Origin of the sequence: Candidatus Hinthialibacter antarcticus (genome assembly GCA_030765645.1) — a bacterium.
Classification (GTDB): domain Bacteria; phylum Hinthialibacterota; class Hinthialibacteria; order Hinthialibacterales; family Hinthialibacteraceae; genus Hinthialibacter; species Hinthialibacter antarcticus.
In genome coordinates this window covers 139,810-158,457 of sequence record JAVCCE010000059.1, presented here as the reverse complement: position 1 = coordinate 158,457, position 18,648 = coordinate 139,810, and the positions used below count along the sequence as shown (strand labels likewise).

The window sequence follows — 18,648 nt, the reverse complement described above, 5'->3', positions numbered from 1 at the left end:
TCGCGATTCTCACCGATTCCAGCCGATTTATTATCAATCTCTATGATTTGCTGAGCCCTAACTGACTTGGTTTATAGTAAATTAAGGTGCTGCCTTCATGTTCAAATCGAAAGGGAACATTGAGAAAACTTTGTAGAGATTCCACCAGCGCTTTGCGTTTATTGGGTTCAACAAAAAACACCATAAACCCCGAGCCGCCAGCGCCCAATAATTTACCGCCAATGGCTCCATTGTCACGCGCAGTTTGATAAAGTGAATCGATAGCCGGGCTGCTAACATTTGAACTCAACTCACGTTTCAGCATCCAACTCTCATGTAGCATCTGGCCAAATTCTGCAATGGGTTTATTTCCACCAAGGATATCTAATGCACGATCAACCATTTTCCGCATTTCGAAAAGCGTCTTTTTGCGATCTTCCAGATTATTGATGATCGTCCCTGCAATTTCTGACGCCAATCGGCTTGTTCCTGTATAAATAAGCACCAAACTCGATTCGAGTTCTTGTAATTTATTTTGAGAAATCACGACCGGCTCCACTGAGATTTCACCATTTGGATTGAAATAGATCACATTCAATCCACCATAGGCTGTCGCAACTTGGTCTTGTGAACCCACGTTGTCTTGCATAACATTCTGCTCGAGATTGATCGCTTCAAGCGCGAGTTCATGTTTTCCGATCAGTTCACCGCGCATCGCCTTCAAGGCTTTAATTAACCCAACCGCAAATGAAGAACTGGACCCCATACCTGCGCGAGCAGGCAAATCACCCTGGTAGTGAATCTCAAGGCCCGTTTTATCGTCGAATTCATAATGCTCTAAGCAGGCTTTAATGGCTGGATGGAGAATTTCTTTTACTGCATTAACCATTTCGATATGCGACCAGACGATTCGGTGTTTCAAATCAAAAAATGGGGGAAGCACACGGCAGGAAAGGTAACAATATTTATCAATTGTCGTCGACAACACTGCGCCGCCTTCTTTACGATACCAAGCGGGATAATCAGTCCCCCCTCCAAAGAATGACATACGAAACGGCGTCTTAGTGATAATCATGTCGCATCCAATCGACTGCGCTTTATTTTTTCGCGGTGATAATTCAATAAATCTTCCAATGTTGTTTCCACGCTGTACTTCGGCTGCCACCCACTTTCAGCCTGGAACTTAGATACGTCTGGAATCTGCATCGTCACATCTGAAGGGCGCAATAGCGCAGGATCAACTTCATGCTCAATGCGGCAAGTTGCCATTCCCTTTAGTTTTTCAAGTAATTCCCCCATCGTCATGGTTTGATTTCCGCCGATGTTATACGCCTCTCCCGGTTGACATTTCTCTAGCAGCAACCAATAAGCGCGAACCGCATCACGAACATCTGCGATAGTGCGCACACTGTTTAAGTTTCCTACTTTGACGGGATTTGGGCGAACGCCTTGTTCAATTTCTGCAATTTGTTTTGAGAAGGTGCTTTCGGCAAACACATCGCCGCGCCGTGGGCCAGTATGGGTAAACATTCGAGTTCGGATCGTTTTCAAACCATAGGAGAGGAAATATTGCAGGGCGATCATATCTTCGCCCACTTTCGACACGGCATACGGGCTAGCGGGGCGAAATGGGTTATTTTCATTGATGGGCAATTCGTCTTCACGCACCTGCCCATAAACTTCAGATGAACTGCAAATATGAATTTTTGGATCGAGTTTGACTCGACGAACCGCATCTAATAAATTCGTCGTTCCTATCACATTGGTATGGATCGTATCAGCAGGCTGCTCGAAACTGACCGTCACAAACGATTGAGCTGCCAGGTGAAATATCCAGTCCGGCTTCACATCTTCCATCAACCGAATCATCGAATTCAAGTCGCGTAATTCTGCGTGGTGCAGCTGAATTTTGGGCAGTATGCCTTTGATGTTATCGAAAGGGCTTCGCCACCGAACCAAACCATGTACTTCAACTCCAGGATGTTCAGCTAAAATATATTCAGCCAAATGACTGCCAACCATCCCAGTGATGCCTGTGATTAGAACTTTCATTAAGTTACCCTAGGTATAATTTATACGATATTTAATACCAAAAATCCAGAAAAAGGAAGCGTTTTTTGGGAATTTTGAATCAAAAAAAATCTAATCGGCGTATAATCTTAAAGGCAAATCAGTGAGACCGCATCGTTTATCGAGTCTACAATGTGGTGTGCGCCAAGGTTTTTTTGGTGTTCATACTCTTTTCCATAACCTGTTCTGACCAAAAAAGTGACTCCATCAAGCCTGTTCCCCAGGTCAATATCACAGGGCTTGTCGCCAAAGTAGAGCGCCTCGGCTGGATCGAATCCATGCTCTCGCGCAGCCTGTAATACCATCCCGGGTTTAGGCTTACGACAATGACATTCATCTTCAGGATGATGGGGACAAAAATAGATGCCATCGACTACGATATCATGCTCACCCAATAATCGAATCATTCTCTGGTGAATCTCATTCAGTCTAGCAAGATCAATAATCCCTCGTCCGACAGCGGATTGATTGGTCACGATGACGATACCTAATCCCAGCGCTTGCAGCCCTTTGATCCCCTCGATTGCAGATGGATAGACTTCTACATCATCAGGATTTGCTAAATAGTGGCGCTCCCGAATCACGGTCCCGTCACGGTCAAGAATAGCGAAGCGTCGTCGCGTCAAAGCAAAGACTCCCAGGAGAAAATGGTTTCTGCTTGACGATACGTTTCGGGGAGGCCGATATCGATGAAGGTTCCTTTTTGTTGAATGGCATACAATCCATTCCCAACCCATTTTGGTAAAAAATCATATTCCATTGAAATTTTTTGGTTCGCAGGCGCTTCTCTCAGCGCAGAGGTTTGAATGAGATAGATTCCTGCGTTGATCCAACCAGCTCCACCGCCTTTTGATTTTTCGATAAAGGCTTCGACTTGGCCTTTATCATCGACTTGAACGCTGCCGTAGCGTCCACAATTTTCAACTTGAGTCAGTTGGATCGTCGCAAGAGCGTTCTGATTTTGATGGAAACGAATGAGTTTTGAAAGATCGAACTCACAAAATGAGTCACCGTTGAGCGCCAGCATTTCATTCGATTTTACTTTTTGAGCGGCTAACGCTATCGCGCCGCCCGTACCCAATGGAGAAAGCTCATGTGAATAGACAATCTCAACGTCCCAGACACTGCCATCGCCAAAATGGTCTATGATTATTTCGTTTAAATGGTGAGTGCAGATAACAAAACGCTCGACGCCTTGCTTACGCAATCCTAACAGCAGCCATTCCATAAAGGGCCGACCCTTAACTAGCGCCATGGGTTTGGGCCGATCGCTGACAACAGATTTCAAGCGCGTCCCTTCTCCACCAGCCAATATCACCGCATCAATTGAAGAGTTCATTCAATACTTTCATATAAGCGGCAATTCGTTTGATATCATTCGCGTTGTTCTATAATCTTAATCCAGGGAATTGAGATTTTTGGAAGCCACTCAATAAATTCTTGATCTTTCACTGTGTATGGCATGGAACACCGAAAACAATTCAATACTCATTCCGCATAAAGTTGAAGGAAGCGGTTTTCCGCTTCGTCGGTTCCTATTAAAACCAATTCTGAATTGGGCTTGAGAACAACATCCGCTTCAGGGTTGATATGAGATTGACCATCGGTATGAACAGCAATGATATTACATCCAGTATCCCGGCGGATAGAAGTATCGCGGATCAACATGCCAGTCAGTGGTGTGGGCGTTTTAATCCGAAAGACATCCAATCCTTCCGCCACCATAAGGATGTCGCTTCGTTTGAGTGAATTGAATATTTTTTCCGCTCCCATAGACGCATAGGAGATAACAAAGTCTGCGCCTGCGCGGTGAAACGTGCTGATATTTCTTTTCAGGCTGGTTCGGCTAATGATTTGAATATCTGAATACTGTTTTCGACAATAAATCGTAAGATAAATGTTGGTGTCATCATCACGGGTTGTGATAATCACAGCGGGGGCGTTTTCAATACCGGCTGTTTTTAATACTTCAGGATTTGCGGCGTTTCCATTCACAAATTTATTTGAAGATTGTTTCTTTTCACTGTCCATATCGATGATTCGATAATCAATACCCCGTTGCTGTAGCGTATTCGCCGCCGCTCTGCCTACCCGGCCAGCGCCAATAATCACAACAGGCGTATCAGGCATGGTATTGATCTGGCATAGCTGTTCAAACCGATCAATTTGTGATCTCACACCCGACAAGACCAACACCATTTTTGATTCGACCCGGGTTTGAGCTTGGGCGTTTTCAAACTTTCCCCGCTCCCAAATACCGACAATATTCACCCCGGTTTGTTCGCGAACTTTACTTTCCAACAGAGTTTTACCAACCAGTGGAGTAACCTCTGCGTTGACTTCGGCGATTAACAAATCGTCAAACTGGCCAATGACATGAACGGCCTCTTTTCCTCCGTGCAGTCGGCGCGCAAACGCTCGGCCTGCCATGTCGCCCAAATGCAACAATGTGGTGCAGCCTGCGCTTTTGAGAATGTCTACCGAATAATCATCACGAACCGTTGCGACAATCGGAATCGTTTCATTCACGTCACGGACCGTAAACGCAATGGTTGTATTCGCAATATCCGTCCGGGTCGCAGCGATTAGAGTTGCGTTTTCAACATGCGCTTTTCGGTAGGTTTCGGGGTCGTCATGATCGGCGTACATCACTTGAAAGCCCTCATCATGCAACCGAAGCGCTTCATCAAAATCGGCGATCACAAGCACATATGGGTAATGATATAGTTTGAGTTTTTCGATGAGTGCGCTGGTAATTTGATCGTATTGAAACAGAATGACATGGCCTTTCATGGCGTCTGGAGCATTGCGGGGCACACGAGTGAAGGTTTGCGCTTTGATCCAAGGTTCATAAAAAAATTCAATTAACGTAAACGGAAGCATCACCAAGAGCAAAACAACCCCTGACAACAAAACGATAATCGAGAAGATTTTTCCTAGATCCGTATGAAAGGTGATGTCGCCGAACCCCAAGGTGGACATCACTGTTAGCGTCCAATAAAAACCCGTGATCCAAGTATATTCTTTATCCTCCAACAGCATGATGTAATGAAACAGTATGCTATATATAAACACCAATAAAAACAAAATTAATAAAAAATTAAATACAATCTTTAGATTGCGCTGACTTGTTCGATTGCTCATGTATTTCATTAAGAGAGTGGGCAAAATCTTCATAGAACAAACACATCCATAAACTGAATTTTATTGAAACGCGGATTGTTGGTTCGAGTCCCACAGGGGGGGGGGAGTTATTAATTTCCTCTACCAAACTACCCAAAAGACTATTTACTTAAATTTCTTTTCCCAATTTTGTTATCTTCAAACTGGATGGCGACTCCGCGCTATCTCAAAACCTTAATTCAGGTTGATCATTCAAGATTGTCAGAGAATCTATCACAGATTCGGCTTCATTTCAATTTTTTGAATAGGGAAAATGGGCCGTATTTTCGGTGAGTAGATACACAAATACTGCTTAGACTCCTGACAGTACTCATTGAAAACTTATGCCGCTATTCGGTAATAATGCCTCAGCAATCCGCCTAGCCATTGCTTGCATTTAACTTCACCTTTGGCTGGTGTATGCAATTGAATTAACGGCCTGTTATCTACTGTTTAATCAGTCGTATCTACTCTCTCATACGAGAGATAAGTTCCGTACCCTACTTGGAACGGGGAGGCCAGTCCACAGAGGTCTCACCGCATTAGTCCCCAATCATAAATCATAGTCGGGTCTGTATTCTCAAACGCGCCGAGATCAGGCGCGGCGCCCATTGGCCTTAGCGCGCCGTTAAAATCGGTTAGTACAGATGAGGGTTCTCCAGCATCAATAAGCGGAGATTGATCCTTCAATGCGTAATCATCATTGTTGCTGCCAACAAACAGTGGATCAATAGAGAAATTATTTTGAGCATACATTGCAGGCAGTTGCATTAGATTAGACGATTGAATCACAGCGTTTGATTTCTCATCAATCACGAGACTTTGTGTTGTGTTCCAAAGGATTGAGTTGATAATCACGGCTTCTCCGCCGCCGCCATTGGTTGTCTTTTCAACCAGTTCGATTCCTGTTTGGCAATTCACAACGGTGTTGTGTATAAACGTCATTCGAGCGCTATCGCCTGATGTGACTCCAATGCCGCAATTCACGATCACGTTATTCGCCAAAAAAGGAGTACTGTCGCTTTCTAATGAGATGCCTTTGTCGGCGCAATTTTGAATCCAGTTTCCTTCGATAATAGGAGACGCGCCCCCGCCCATGTCTAAGCCGTCATCTTCGGAATTTAAAATCACGTTTGAACGGATAATCGACGGCTCGTCTGACTGGCCGTCAAAATCAATGGCGTCATTGTGTCCAAAGATCGTGTCAAACCGATTGTGTTCGATAATGGAAAACGAATTGCTGCAGTGAATCATTTCACCCATCGATTCAAATGTGCATCGCGCGACATGCAGCCGCGCTCTTACGGCGTTAACGCCCAGGGTGTCTATCGCGAAAAAGCCGCTATCGAGTATTTCTGCTTCGCACTCGTTGATTGATACGGCGCCGTTGAATTGACTGCCTTGATAGGAAAAAGAGCCTGAATCATAGAAATTGGCAAACTGTATTGATGAATTGAGAGATGTGCTGTTGAATGCAATTCCGCCCCAATTTTCATCAGCCGTTTTTGAAGAAAACCTAACAGGCTCGTTTAATACTCCGTTCACTTTCAACGTTCCAAAGACGACGATCCCTTTTCCCGCAGCAAGTTGAACATCCACTCCAGGCTCGATTGTCAGTGTTACATTTTCTAAAACGACAACATGATCGTCAACATTGATAGGCGACATTTCTTTTGTCCAGGTTGTGTTTTGAACGATTTCTCCACCATGCGAGACGGGCGGTGGAGTGAATTGAATGGTTTTGGAATCAATAAGGGTTCCGTTTATGTCGAATGCCTCAATTTCAAATTGGGTTTGATTAAGCGTTGAATCAACCAGATAACTCCATTCACCTTTCCAAGGTTCATACAATACCTGATCGCCATTGACGCGAACCCATCGGGTTTGAGTAACATCTGCGAAGCCTCTTAAAACGACCGATTCTCCTTCTTGGGTGATGGCGTTTAATCTTGCAGTAGACGAAAAATCAGAACTATTTAATGAGACGTTTAGTCCGACGATGGCCAAGGTATTGGCGCCGCTCATCAACAACTCTGCTGCATTGTTGATCTCGAATGTCTCAAACGAACCCGCCTCATGGTTTGAACTCGCCGTTGAGAAAGAGTTTGGTTCACCGATGAAGTTGCTGCGCGCGATTTCAACGCCATTTAAATAGGCAACAAACGCATCATCATAATTGACCTCAAGCGCCAATCGCGAGATCGCGCCTGGTGAATTAATACTAAACTGCTTTCGCATAAACACAGTCGGATAGTTATTGCGCATGTCCAGAAGTTCGGTCTGGTCGTCATTGTCGCCATAGCCAATCCCGCCGGGGCCTCGATCCCAAGTGGAGTCATCAAACGTAGGTTCATTCCAATTTGATGGAGGGTTTTCAATGCCCTTAAAGTACGCCCATTCATCCCCTTCTTGTATGATGGCTCGTTCGAGGTCGCGTGAAATTTCAGCGGTCAACTCGCGAGGAATTTGAGATAGCAGAAACTCGCGGTGTATCAACGAAAACTGTTTCATTTCATCGCGAACGGCCTCTGATGTAATAGGTGATGTTTTGTCAATAATTAAATCAACAGTCGATTGAGGAAGTTCTGTTTCTAATATCGAAACGATTTGGCTGAAGTATTGAGAGGCTAAATCTGGATGACGTAAAAAACGTCCGACGGTATTCTGAATGGCTGTGCCGTCATGATGATGAACAGGCAAAAGAGGAGACTGAAAAACCGAATCTAAGTCCCAGGGCAATAAATAGAACAACTGATTGGCGGGGTTGTTATACATATAATAATCATCGCCGCGCTCTTTCGACAAACCGCCTTCTTGGTCATTCAAAACTTTTTTTGCGGCAAGCCAGCGCATCCACTGATGGATATCAATGGTTTGAGATAATTGTTGAACAAATTGATCGTCGGACGTAGGTGGATTGGAAAACGCAGCGCAAAGTTGAATGATGTCAGTGAAATCATCTTCAACTTCATTGGTGATTTTATCGTAGTGTGAGCGGTATTGGTTGGGGTCTTCGCCGCGATAATCTAAATTCGCCTGCTCGACGCCGCGGTAGAGGTTGCCGTCGCCGTCATGAAACTCACGTTCCATCATTTGTTTGTCGGTTCGTTCTACTTGAATATAATTCGGCGCATAAGCGTTGTTAAATTTCAAAGAGACCAATTGCTTTTGTGGCGTTGGTAAGTTCAGCAATTCAAGAATTTCTAATCCGACAAATTGGCGGTGAGGATTAACGGCGTTTAGATTTAATTTTCGTACGGAGCCAAAGAAAGGCCCGTTCGCGAAATTTATCCGGTATGATTTTGGTTCGCTGCCGCGCGAACCTTTGCCTCTAAACCGAATTCCAACATTATAAAATATGGTATCGCCAAAAACGAATGATGCAGGAAGTTCAACATTGCTTTGTGAGCCTCGCGTGCGCAGGTTGCGCTCATCTCTGTCGCGCATGATTACTCGATAAAGAGGCAGTGGGCTATCAATGTCTGAGTTGTCAACCCGATACAATGAGACCGAGTCAAGAACCGATTGCGGGAAAAGCCCATTCACATTGGCTTTCTCCTGCGCCTGAATGTAAAACTCGACGACCGACTGGTCTGGTTGCGGCGGGATCAACCCCCCATACACATTGTCGTTTGCAGCAAAGTCTTCATTTTGTCCATCATCAAAAAGTTCAACCGTTTCAAAATAATTCATTTCTTCGGTTTTATAAAATATCAATACTTCTTGCACCGGAGTCGCATGGTCGATCTCACACACAATCTGTACGGGTTGGTTGCTTTTGGGAATAACAGGCGCTTGGATGACGTTTGTGATGATAGGCAGGGCGTCTGGTATTGCATTGAGGTTTTTTTGTCCTGGAGACCCGCCGACTGCCCCTGCTTTCCAACTCGCGGGGTGAGAAGGATTCATGCCAGCATGGATTCGTTCAATCGAAGCGCCTTCGCCGTCGGCCTCTATCGGCCATCCGCCTTCATCGACATAAGAGACTTCGTCAATCTCATTTCCCTGTGAATCAATCAGCCTGATTGTTTCATCGCCGTTGCTGAGTTGGCCTTCAAATGGGCCATAAGAACTTTCAGTAATGTCTAAAAATTCTGCTGGAGACGTCGAGATGATTAAATAAGAATTGGCCTCGAGTTTCGTGTTCGGAGGAAACACATAGCGGACCGCGCTGGCGAGACGCCATTGAGAAATATCCTGTAGAGTTGTCGTTGGATTATACAGTTCAACAAATTCAATATCATCACGAAAAACTGCTGGATGATACATGATTTCGTTAATGACAACAGTGGCTTTTGCATCGAACGTTTGAATGAAAACGCTCACAATGAATAGAAAAAAATAAAGTATTTTTGGACATTGTTTCATCGTTTTATCTCACCAATTCCGCTGTGTATCATTTCACAAAAAAAAGCCATATTCAAATAATCAATATGGCCTTCAGGGAGGTATAAAAAAACATAGATACAAAAATGTTAGCGTCCTGCAATAAACTTTCCATCAACAATTATACGCCCGGAATTATAGTTTCCTCCTAAGCGAACGATATCTCCGCCTGAAGCGACTCCATTACTGACGTCAAAACTGCGGATAACTGTCCCAAATGGAAATCCATCATTGCCTTCAACTTCTTCGGCTAAATTGGGACCGGGAGATATCATCACATAAGCTTGTGCAGGCCATTGCTGTCCCGCCTTGCCTGCGCTGCCTGACCCAAATTCATAATTCGGGTTTCCTTCAGCGGCGGGGTTTGCCTGTGAAGGGAACGGATCATTCGGCAAACTAGACATATAAGCAACCGGAGAAGTTAATCTGAACAACCCTTTTTGAGATTGATCAGACGGAAAGTCATGATCTTCAACATAACTGTTCCAATCTAAATTATATTGTTCAAGAGCGGTCGAGAGTGATCGTTGGTCTGATTCGACACGGGCAATTTTAGCCTTTATTTGAGCATTCAGAAAATTCGGAACTGCAATTGCGGCAAGAATGCCAATGATGGCAACAACAATTAACAGCTCAATGAGTGTAAACGCACTATTTTTCATAAAAAAACACCCCTTATATCTGCATGTAGACCAAAGAGGGAGAGCGCACGCAAAATTGGCGCTCTCCCTCAACAGTGTTTAGGTAACGATCAACTAATACAACGCCCAGTCAGGCACTGACACGTTGTCAGAATCGACCAGATCAACATTGATAACAAACTCGGCTGCTCCGCCGCCGATATAATCGGTTGGGTTCGAGCCGTTCTCAAGCCCGCCGCTTCCGCCGCTGATGGTTGTGTCAAATACATAGTCTCTCGCTGATTCGCCGCGGTCGCTCGTGCCCGAAGCGGTAAAGCCGATGAATACGCCGTTCAACCAGACAACAGCCTCATCGTCGCCAGCAACTCTGATTGTGATGCTGGTAATGTTGTCATAGTCTTGTGCATCAAAGATTGAGCGGGTATAGACGGTTTCTTCTGACGCATCCAATGGAATTTCACCGTTTTCGGCGTCGTTGCCGCCGTGCCCAACCGTAAAGCCAAGCCCGTCTTCTTTGATCCAGTCGCTGTCGTCAAAACCACGCAGCTGCCAGCCAGGCTCTTCTGCGCCAAAGCCATCAGCAAATAAAACGGTTTTCCAGTTGAACTGCGTCCCGGAGGGCCAACCGCCGTCTGCGCTGGAGTCTTGAACATAAATCACGCCATTGCTGTCGACCAATTCGGCGGTGACCGCCATGTCGCTGCTGGTGTTGCTGTCATTCCAGGCGCCGACCGCTAAGACGTTGCCGGTTTCAAACAGTGGTGGAATGGCGTCGATAGCCGTTTCACCAACAACGGGAAGCGAAGCAGAACCGTCTGTAGCGCTACCGCCCCATTGACCAACAATGTCGCCTGCGACGGGTTGCACGTCGTAAGTTAATGTTGGCGAGCCTGCTGCGCTGTTGACTGTCCAGGTAATGCTTCCATCACCGTTCACAGTCGCACTGCCTGCGCTCGTTTGTACGTTTGAAGGCATCCAGCCCGAAGGCGGGGTTTCAGTAATTGAAAGATTGGGAGACTCTCCCTCGCGAACAGAAGCGGTCAGTTTGACGCCAGTAAGCGCCTGGCTTGAGCTAAAGGTATCCGCAGGGATATTCCGAGACACATCGAATGAGAAGAGTTCGATGGCGAGGTTTTCAAATGTACCCACGCTAAGCGTACCATCTTCGTGTGACGTTACGCCAAGCCCCACTAATACTTCATTCGCCATATCAATATTGAGGGTATTGTCTAAGACGAGTTCACCTGTATTGACATCCCGGTAGAAGGATTGGAATGTGTCACCATTGCGTATGATCTCCATCTGGCCATCTTGGAAATCAACAGGCACTAACGTTGCACCAGCTGAAGACGCGCCTGAAGCGGGACGCCATTGAGTACGGAACTGTAAGTCGCTTCCGCGAATTAACGACATATAGTTTTTCGCGCCATCATCAAGGTTTTCACGAATCATGAGGCCAATTTTTGACCATTCGTTTGTGCTGGTCTCGTTAAAGCCATCGACTTTGGCTGAAATTTTGAAGGAGCCGTCAATTCGTTTGTAAACGAAATGAAATTCATCGCCCGAACCCCAAATATCAGCGCCGCTTCCTTTGACTTCATAGATGCCATCAGTAAACGTCGCGCTGCCAGCGGCGTCATTTTCGCCGATGTCAGCGTGGCCTTCAAATTCACCAAGCGGGTTCAGCGTAAGCAAAAACGCTGACGTGTCGCCAAAGATAAAGAAGGATTCATTGACCGTGCCGGAGAATGACGCCTCTGCGGCTGGCGAGGCTGGAGCGGTGGCAGTATAGGAAAGAGTTGATGAGCCGCTAAAACCGCTCAAGTTCCAAGTGACTGCGCCTGCTGCAAATGAACCGCCATTTGAAATGCCTGACGCCGCCCACCCAGATGGTAGCGTCTCTACGATCACGACATCCTGCGTGCCTGATTCGAGCACAACAGCAACTTCAATAGCAATCGAACCGCCAGCTACATAGATCGTGTTGGCGATTGTACGCGTCGCGTCAGGTGGAGCGCCGCCCTCAATCACAACTGTTAGTTTGGGTCGGTTGGCTGCGGCTTCGCTGGCAGTGATGCCAACGCCATTGCTACCGCCTGGAATAAAAATCCAACCAAGGTTATCGGAACCAGTTTGAACTTTTTTGATTGTTTCGGTTACGTCTAACTCTAACACAACCCCAGCGGATGGGCCTGGAATGTCATGTAATGGCGTTTCGGTATAATCAATTCCAGAGCGAGGCTCAAACCCATCGCCAAAGTCGATCAGGTCGCTTTCTTCGTTGAAGGGAATTATCAGATCATGCATGGTAGCGATCTGCGTTGCGTCGCCTTCATTTGTAACATTAAGGGTAATAAACGCCTCAATAATGGTGCTGTCAGGGGGAACCTGGCCGGGGTTCGTACCAACAATGTCGTCAAACCGTAAGAAGCCAAAGTTGAAACCGCCAGCATCAGAACCGTCCCACTCCCATTCTTCGAGTTCAAAGTTGATCGCGACCGGATCGCCTGTCATAAAGAAGGTGTCATGGGTTCCATCATAACCGCCTAGCCCATCTTGAAAGACAATCGGCACTTGCGCCTGAACTCCGCCAGCAAACAAGACTGCCAGCCCCAAAACAACCATGACCCAATTCATCTTCAAAGTCTTCATCGTAGCTTTTCTCCCTATGATATGTTGGTAACTAAAACAAATGTGATAATTAAATGAATCATTAATTCCGTGATTCAAAGTTTGATTATCCAGGTTAATAGAACCAGTTGTATAGTAGGGATTTCCCTACTATATGAGTATGTTCACACATAAGCAGAAAGGAAACGATTAAATTTACGGCTAGATATCCAGGTTGGTCAACGAGGACTGGATCGCAAATTTGGTTAATTGGGCCGTGCTGTAAATATCTAATTTTTCTTTTATTCCGTGACGGTGTTTTTCAACAGTCTTTAGCGTAATATGCAAAATGTGTGATATTTCTTTTGAACTTTTCCCCTCAGCAATGAGTTGAAGGACTTCTTTTTCTCTTGGAGTGAGCGACCGGATATCGCCTGAAGTTTTTTCGCTATTTTGACTCAAACTTGTAGGTTGACTAAAACATTTTATTTTTTTACTCAGATATTGCTCTCCGTTCAAAACTGTCTCTATGGCAATGACCAATTCTTCAAACGCACAAGATTTCAAGACATAGCCCATTGCCCCTGCGCTTAACATTTCATCAATAAAAATGCGGCTGTTATGGATAGATAATGCGACAATTTTGATATTGCCCAATTCTTTCAAGATTGCTCTTGTCGCCTCAATTCCATTGAGTTCGGGTAATGTAATATCCATGACAATGACATCAGGCGAAAGATCGCGCGCCAATTGTAGAGTCGTCCTCCCATCCCCAGCGACGGCAATCACTTCATAGTTTTCATGTTCTTCAATCAATACTTGAAGCCCTTGCCGAAAGATTGGGTGGTCATCAACCAATATGATTTTTGTTTTCATTCGTTAGAGATACCCGATTCGATTGGTGCGACGACTGATATTGTCGAACCCAAGTTTATTTGAGAGTGAATTTCAAGACTGCCCTCTATATATTGTAGGCGCTGCCGAATACTGAAGAGTCCATATCCTTTAAACTCTTCTTCAATTTGCTCGACGCGAAACCCTTTTCCATTATCTTGAACTTTAATATGAACGCTTCCATTTTTTCGTTCAACCTGTAAATGCACTTCACTAGCCTGGGCGTGTTTAACGATATTGACCAATAATTCTCGAATGATTTGAAACAATAAAATTTTCCGGTCTTCAGGGACCGGCTCGATTACATTACTGGCATTATACTGAATCGAAATCTGATATTGTTCTTGATATTCATCGACAAGCCATTTCACTGCCCGGTCAAAACCCAGTTCATATAAAACCGGTGGACTGATTTGAAATATGATGGAATGGATGTCTTCAATGCTTTGTTCAGTGAAAGAGCTGATTTCTTCAATTTGGTCCACTTGGTCATCGCTGCAATTTTTTTTAAAGCGGCTTATTTTCAGTTTGCAAAGCGCGAGCGTGTGCCCAATCGTATCATGAAGAAAACTTGCAATTTTCCGGCGCTCTCTCTCTTCCGCGATCGTCAATTCTGAAGACATCCCCCGCAGTTTGATTTCGGCCTCTCTTAATTGAACCGCATCTTGACTCAATTGTAGATTGGCTTGATTTAATTTTTGTGTTCTTAAGTTGACAAGATGCTCGAGTTTCACATAGCGAAAAACCAACAAGAACAGCAATAGCAGGGTTGTCATCAAGCCAACTGACGACATAGCAAGAAACGCTGGCTCTCTATACCAAGGTAAGTTTACCGTGAAAATGAATTGCTCAGGCGTTTGGTCATAGTTAAAATTACGGTCCATCGCCCGCACTTCAAACGTGTATTGATCTGGAACAAGTTGAATGGAACGAAGCCACCGTGTTGTGAGAGTAGGGCGTCCATGCGCCGCCGTTTAATCTATAGGAAAACAATAATCTTGAATGATCGGTATACTTCCACTTATCAATTCCGCTAAATAAAATTCTTGCTTCACCGGTATGAGAGAATTGTGATGGATTTGAATCTTCATTAACAATTGTGATTGGCGAATCCGGGTCATGTGCAGCAAAATATTGTGAAACTCCTAAAGCAGTGCCGGCCCATAATCGGCTTTGAGAATCTTTGTAGACTTTATATGTGATAGTTGACACCAGTCCGTCATTTTGATCATGTTGAACCAGAGCATTTTCAAAATATCGGTAAATACCGCTTGTGCTTGCGATCCATACACTATCATCGTCAACCAAAATTGAACGTACGGCGTCTATATCAGCCGCAACGGTTGACCAGACTCCATTTGAATAGGAGAAAATATTGTTTCTGTCTCCAACCCAGACCTCACCGTTCGGTATCTCATTGATATAAAGCGCCGAGACGCCGGGAAACTCAATTTCGTTCGCCCATTCTCTATACTCACCATTTTGAATCACTCCAACGCTGGTCAAACATCCGATCCAGATATCTCCCGATGAAGTCTCATTTACACAACGCACTCGGTCTAATTGTAATGGCTCGCCGCTTGCGAGCGTGTATGGCGTAAATTCAACGCCATCATACAACGATAACCAAAAGTGCGGCTCGCCCGGGGTTTCCATTCTCACCCAGATTCTTCCATCTTTACTCGGCGACATGATTCGAATCCCAATGTTTTCTGGATGATGAATAAACTCAAACGATTCTGACTGTGGATCGAACACCAAAAATTCAGAAAAGTTATTGGTATTCATCACCAATCGTCCATCCGGGAAGAGACAGAGGTCTTCGGTTTCATAACGGTGAGAGGTGTAGCCGTCTGGCAGCGGGAATATTTTCCATTTACCTTCATCAATACACATCAAGTCTTTATTACTTAAAAACCAAACGCGCTGTTTTCGGTCCTCCCGTATCGCATGTACCCAGTTATTGATATGTGATATTTCGTCGGGAGTTTCCCAGAGCGGCGGGCTGTATCTGACAAGGCCTTCAGACGATGCAATCCAAAACGAACTGTCTAACTCAACTTCCATATCATACAGTTCACCAACTAAGGGGCCTTTTTTTTCAATTTCATGTAACTGATTGTTTTCGATTCGATAGAGGTTAAAGCCGTTATAAAACCAGATACGCTGTTTTTCGTCCTGCCATGCTTCATAGATATTGTCATCAAACTCATAAATTGATTCAAACTTCTTTTGAGAAAAACGAATGATCGTTTTGAAATTAGGTAGGATTGTATTTGCAACGGCTATAACGTCATCGCTTTGTGTTATATTTAGGGAGTGATAATTCAAGAGTTCGGAGAGATTTGATTTAAATTCGTTGTAGGAAATCTGTAATTGCTGAGGTCCATTTGACAGGTCTACCCGTATCAAGCCTGCTTCACAACCAATCCAGATCGTATCTTGAATTCGTTTGCTCAGTTCTAAGAATCGCCCCATTTGAGTGTTTTCGACTTCTAATAAAAAAGTTCGCTGGCTATTTACAACGTCGTAATCCCAGAGTTGATTTTCTGTTAGAATCAACAATTTCATATCATCATACGGCGCAAAGTCGATGGCCTGGCTAAATTGATGAATCGAATGGTCTTCCCAGGATCCATTTTCATAATGTTTTAGGCCGTCAAACGACTTCATCCATAAATCGTCTTGAACACCCGCTGCGATGGGGATTGTGCTAATCATGGGGTTGATAAACCGATCAATGTTAAATCCATCATATCCGCTCATGTAATGATGGAGACCATTCCCAATCCAAACAGATTGGTTATCGTTTATCGTGATCGTTTTGCATCTCGAAGAAGCCAATCCGTCAGTGACAGTCCAATATCTCCAGTAGGCGTCATCATCGCAATAACCTACGTTAGGAACCAGCATGGCGATACACAAACACAAAATGCTTCGACTGATAATAGCCATCATAGAGAACCAATCTCGGTTTCGTTTAAGCAAGAATACCTGAGACGGCGCTCAACGACAAACCAAATGGACACACTTTTTGGGTTCATCCAATTAATGGAAAAACCCAAATGGGGGTGGCAAGGGCAAGGCGTTGCGAAGCGACGGCAGCCCTTGAGATATTGCTTGAATGTATCGCTTTGTTTGTGCTGTTTTGAGATCCCCCCGGCGCTTTCAGCGCCACCCCCCTTAAAAAGAGGGGCGAAAACCCTGGGCTCCGAGTCTTAAGTCAATGACATTGATTCAGGCATGGGCGCCTGATCCTGATCTCCATATATATTGCGACCCACACTCCCGGCAATGAACTTTGAGCGGAATTGATCCGACTAAACATCGTCATTCAGAACTGGTAAACTTATTTGTATACACATTTGGGGAAGAACTCTGATTCTCTTTTGAAAGGACACGAAAGCATGAGTTCCATCAAACGCCGTAAATTTATCAAACAAAGCGTGGCGGCGACCGCCGCATTTACGCTTCCAACTGCTTTCTATATCAAAGACGCCAACAGCGCAGACGCCAACGACCGCATCGGCATCGGTCAGATTGGTATGGGCGGTCGCGGGGGCGAACTGTACCGCAGTTTTAAGCCGCACAAAGACGTCCAAATCGTCGCGATGGCCGACCCCGACGCTTCCCGCGTCGAAGACGCCGCCGACAACGCCGGATGCAAAGATTACAAAGACTTGCGCAAATTGTTAGAAGACCCCAACGTCGACGCCGTTACCGTTTCGACCTGCAACCACTGGCACTGCCTCGCCGCCATCATGGCGATGCAAGCAGGCAAAGACGTGTACGTCGAAAAACCGCTTTCTCACACCCAATGGGAAGGCCGCCAAGTGGTAAACGCAGCGCGCAAATACAAAAAAATCGTCCAACTCGGAACCCAGCAGCGCTCTGATCCTTTACAAACAGAAGCCAAAAAATTCTTACATGATGACAAAGCCCTCGGCAAAATTCTCTACGTCCAGGCGAACCGCCTCGGCGTCCGCGAAAGCATCGGAATACGCAACGCGCCTCTGGTCATTCCAGAAGAAGTGAACTACGACCTCTGGCTTGGGCCTGCTCAGGATGAAAAACTGTACCGCAACGCTTTACACTACGACTGGCATTGGGACTTCAACACCGGCAACGGTGAAATGGGCAACTGGGGCGTTCACGTCCTTGATGACGTACGCAACGTCGCCTATCAAGACGCCGTCATCACTCCAAAGCGCATCCTGAGTGTCGGCGGGCGCGCGGCGTGGAACGACGCTGGCGATACCCCCAACGTACATTTCGTCTGTTTCGACACCGGCTTGTATCCAACCATGATTGCGCTGTCAAACCTGAATCAGGCTCCCGATAAAAAAGGCAGTTGGAAGATGCCCGCCAACCGTTCGTTCTCCGGCCCCGGCAGCGGATACGTCGTTGCATGTGAAGGCGGCTATTACTTAGGCCAGCGCGGTTCGGGCAAGGCGATTGATCTCAACGGAAAAGAAATCCGCTCGTTCAAAGGCGGCGACCGCATGAAGTTGCACACGCGCAATTTCCTCGACGCCGTCCGTGCGCAAGACAAGAGCGTTCTTAATGCGGAAATTGAAACCGGTCACGATTCGACCGGCTGGTGCAACCTGGCCAACGTCGCGTTCCAAACCGGCGGCGACTATTCACGCGCCAAGGCGGAATCAATCATGCCGAACCTTGAAGCCTGGAGCGCATTGCTTGAAAACATGGAAGAATCGCTGGCGAAATTTGGCGTCAAAGCCGACAGCGACACCATGCGGATGAGCCCCATTTTGACGCACGACCCCAAAAAGGAACAATTCGTCGGCGCCAATGCGGAACTCGCCAATCCACACCTCAAGCGCCAATATCGCGCGGGGTATGCCGTTCCAGACCTGAGTTGAAGCACCGCTCAGGCGACTGAGTT

The 18,648-nt window shown here is 45.7% G+C and carries 12 protein-coding genes; 1 reads left to right on the top strand and 11 read right to left on the bottom strand.

Annotated elements, in window-relative coordinates; translation table 11 throughout:
• Positions 1–40 precede the first annotated feature (40 nt).
• From P9L94_14630 to P9L94_14580, 11 genes are all read right to left on the bottom strand, one after another.
• Complete coding sequence (locus P9L94_14630; GenBank protein MDP8245317.1) at positions 41–1,144, bottom strand: hypothetical protein; 1,104 nt, start codon at positions 1,142–1,144, stop codon at positions 41–43.
• Positions 1,051–2,031 carry a GDP-mannose 4,6-dehydratase gene (locus tag P9L94_14625; protein ID MDP8245316.1) on the bottom strand — a complete coding sequence of 327 codons (981 nt, stop codon included), beginning with the start codon at positions 2,029–2,031 and terminating at the stop codon, positions 1,051–1,053. Before P9L94_14625 ends, P9L94_14630 begins: the two co-directional genes overlap by 94 nt.
• Positions 2,032–2,138: 107 nt before the next feature.
• Entirely contained in the window at positions 2,139–2,675 is a 537-nt protein-coding gene (locus P9L94_14620; protein ID MDP8245315.1) for an HAD family hydrolase, read from the bottom strand.
• On the bottom strand, positions 2,672–3,388 hold the full coding sequence (locus P9L94_14615) for a nucleotidyltransferase family protein (GenBank protein MDP8245314.1): 717 nt from the start codon (positions 3,386–3,388) through the stop codon (positions 2,672–2,674). Before P9L94_14615 ends, P9L94_14620 begins: the two co-directional genes overlap by 4 nt.
• 149 nt (positions 3,389–3,537) lie before the next feature.
• Positions 3,538–5,193 (bottom strand): NAD-binding protein, encoded by a 1,656-nt coding sequence (locus P9L94_14610; protein ID MDP8245313.1) that lies wholly within the window; start codon positions 5,191–5,193, stop codon positions 3,538–3,540.
• A 552-nt stretch (positions 5,194–5,745) separates the two neighbouring features.
• On the bottom strand, positions 5,746–9,579 hold the full coding sequence (locus P9L94_14605; protein ID MDP8245312.1) for a CotH kinase family protein: 3,834 nt from the start codon (positions 9,577–9,579) through the stop codon (positions 5,746–5,748).
• Between the two features lie 107 nt (positions 9,580–9,686).
• Positions 9,687–10,259, bottom strand: coding sequence for a prepilin-type N-terminal cleavage/methylation domain-containing protein (locus P9L94_14600; protein ID MDP8245311.1), 573 nt, complete (start codon positions 10,257–10,259; stop codon positions 9,687–9,689).
• Positions 10,260–10,352: 93 nt separating this feature from the next.
• Complete coding sequence (locus tag P9L94_14595; protein MDP8245310.1) at positions 10,353–12,890, bottom strand: Ig-like domain-containing protein; 2,538 nt, start codon at positions 12,888–12,890, stop codon at positions 10,353–10,355.
• 180 nt (positions 12,891–13,070) lie between these two features.
• Positions 13,071–13,724, bottom strand: a complete 654-nt coding sequence (locus P9L94_14590) for a response regulator transcription factor (protein MDP8245309.1) — start codon at positions 13,722–13,724, stop codon at positions 13,071–13,073.
• On the bottom strand, positions 13,721–14,626 hold the full coding sequence (locus P9L94_14585; GenBank protein MDP8245308.1) for a sensor histidine kinase: 906 nt from the start codon (positions 14,624–14,626) through the stop codon (positions 13,721–13,723). Before P9L94_14585 ends, P9L94_14590 begins: the two co-directional genes overlap by 4 nt.
• Positions 14,627–14,636: 10 nt before the next feature.
• On the bottom strand, positions 14,637–16,700 hold the full coding sequence (locus P9L94_14580; GenBank protein ID MDP8245307.1) for a hypothetical protein: 2,064 nt from the start codon (positions 16,698–16,700) through the stop codon (positions 14,637–14,639).
• A gap of 449 nt (positions 16,701–17,149) precedes the next feature.
• Between P9L94_14580 and P9L94_14575 the strand changes: the two genes are divergently transcribed.
• The gene (locus P9L94_14575; protein MDP8245306.1) at positions 17,150–18,625 is read left to right on the top strand and encodes a Gfo/Idh/MocA family oxidoreductase; all 1,476 of its coding nucleotides are present in this window, start codon (positions 17,150–17,152) and stop codon (positions 18,623–18,625) included.
• The last annotated feature ends 23 nt before the right edge of the window (positions 18,626–18,648 follow it).

Coding starts and splice junctions, on each gene's coding strand:
- P9L94_14585 (MDP8245308.1), bottom strand. CDS start 14,626: ATGGACCGTAATTTTAACTATGACCAAACGCCTGAGCAATTCATTTTC.
- P9L94_14595 (MDP8245310.1), bottom strand. CDS start 12,890: ATGAAGACTTTGAAGATGAATTGGGTCATGGTTGTTTTGGGGCTGGCA.
- P9L94_14610 (MDP8245313.1), bottom strand. CDS start 5,193: ATGAGCAATCGAACAAGTCAGCGCAATCTAAAGATTGTATTTAATTTT.
- P9L94_14590 (MDP8245309.1), bottom strand. CDS start 13,724: ATGAAAACAAAAATCATATTGGTTGATGACCACCCAATCTTTCGGCAA.
- P9L94_14580 (MDP8245307.1), bottom strand. CDS start 16,700: ATGATGGCTATTATCAGTCGAAGCATTTTGTGTTTGTGTATCGCCATG.
- P9L94_14605 (MDP8245312.1), bottom strand. CDS start 9,579: ATGAAACAATGTCCAAAAATACTTTATTTTTTTCTATTCATTGTGAGC.
- P9L94_14615 (MDP8245314.1), bottom strand. CDS start 3,388: ATGAACTCTTCAATTGATGCGGTGATATTGGCTGGTGGAGAAGGGACG.
- P9L94_14625 (MDP8245316.1), bottom strand. CDS start 2,031: ATGAAAGTTCTAATCACAGGCATCACTGGGATGGTTGGCAGTCATTTG.
- P9L94_14575 (MDP8245306.1), top strand. CDS start 17,150: ATGAGTTCCATCAAACGCCGTAAATTTATCAAACAAAGCGTGGCGGCG.
- P9L94_14600 (MDP8245311.1), bottom strand. CDS start 10,259: ATGAAAAATAGTGCGTTTACACTCATTGAGCTGTTAATTGTTGTTGCC.